The 204-nt window shown below is 43.6% G+C and carries 1 protein-coding gene; it reads right to left on the bottom strand.

Annotated elements, in window-relative coordinates; genetic code table 11:
- A partial coding sequence (locus CWB99_RS23305; protein WP_171045440.1) for a transposase occupies positions 1-204 on the bottom strand: 204 nt, incomplete at both ends.

Here is a 204-nt window from a genome sequence, read left to right as displayed (position 1 = left end):
CGGAAGTACTGGTATTTGGTCTGTAATGAACAGCCAGCTCTGCACTTCGCTTACACAAACAACTATAAGTTGGCGTATCCAAATCAAGCTTCATCATTGATATCAGTGAGGAAATAAAGCCTTGTGCAGCACGAAGAGACAAGCGAAATACAGCTCGCAAAGTTAGGCAGGTCTCAATTGCCAGCTCAGAGAAATGATTAGCTC

Origin of the sequence: Pseudoalteromonas rubra, assembly GCF_005887095.1 — a bacterium.
GTDB classification, from domain to species: Bacteria; Pseudomonadota; Gammaproteobacteria; order Enterobacterales; family Alteromonadaceae; genus Pseudoalteromonas; species Pseudoalteromonas rubra_E.
This window is presented reverse-complemented; position numbering and strand designations above follow the sequence as displayed.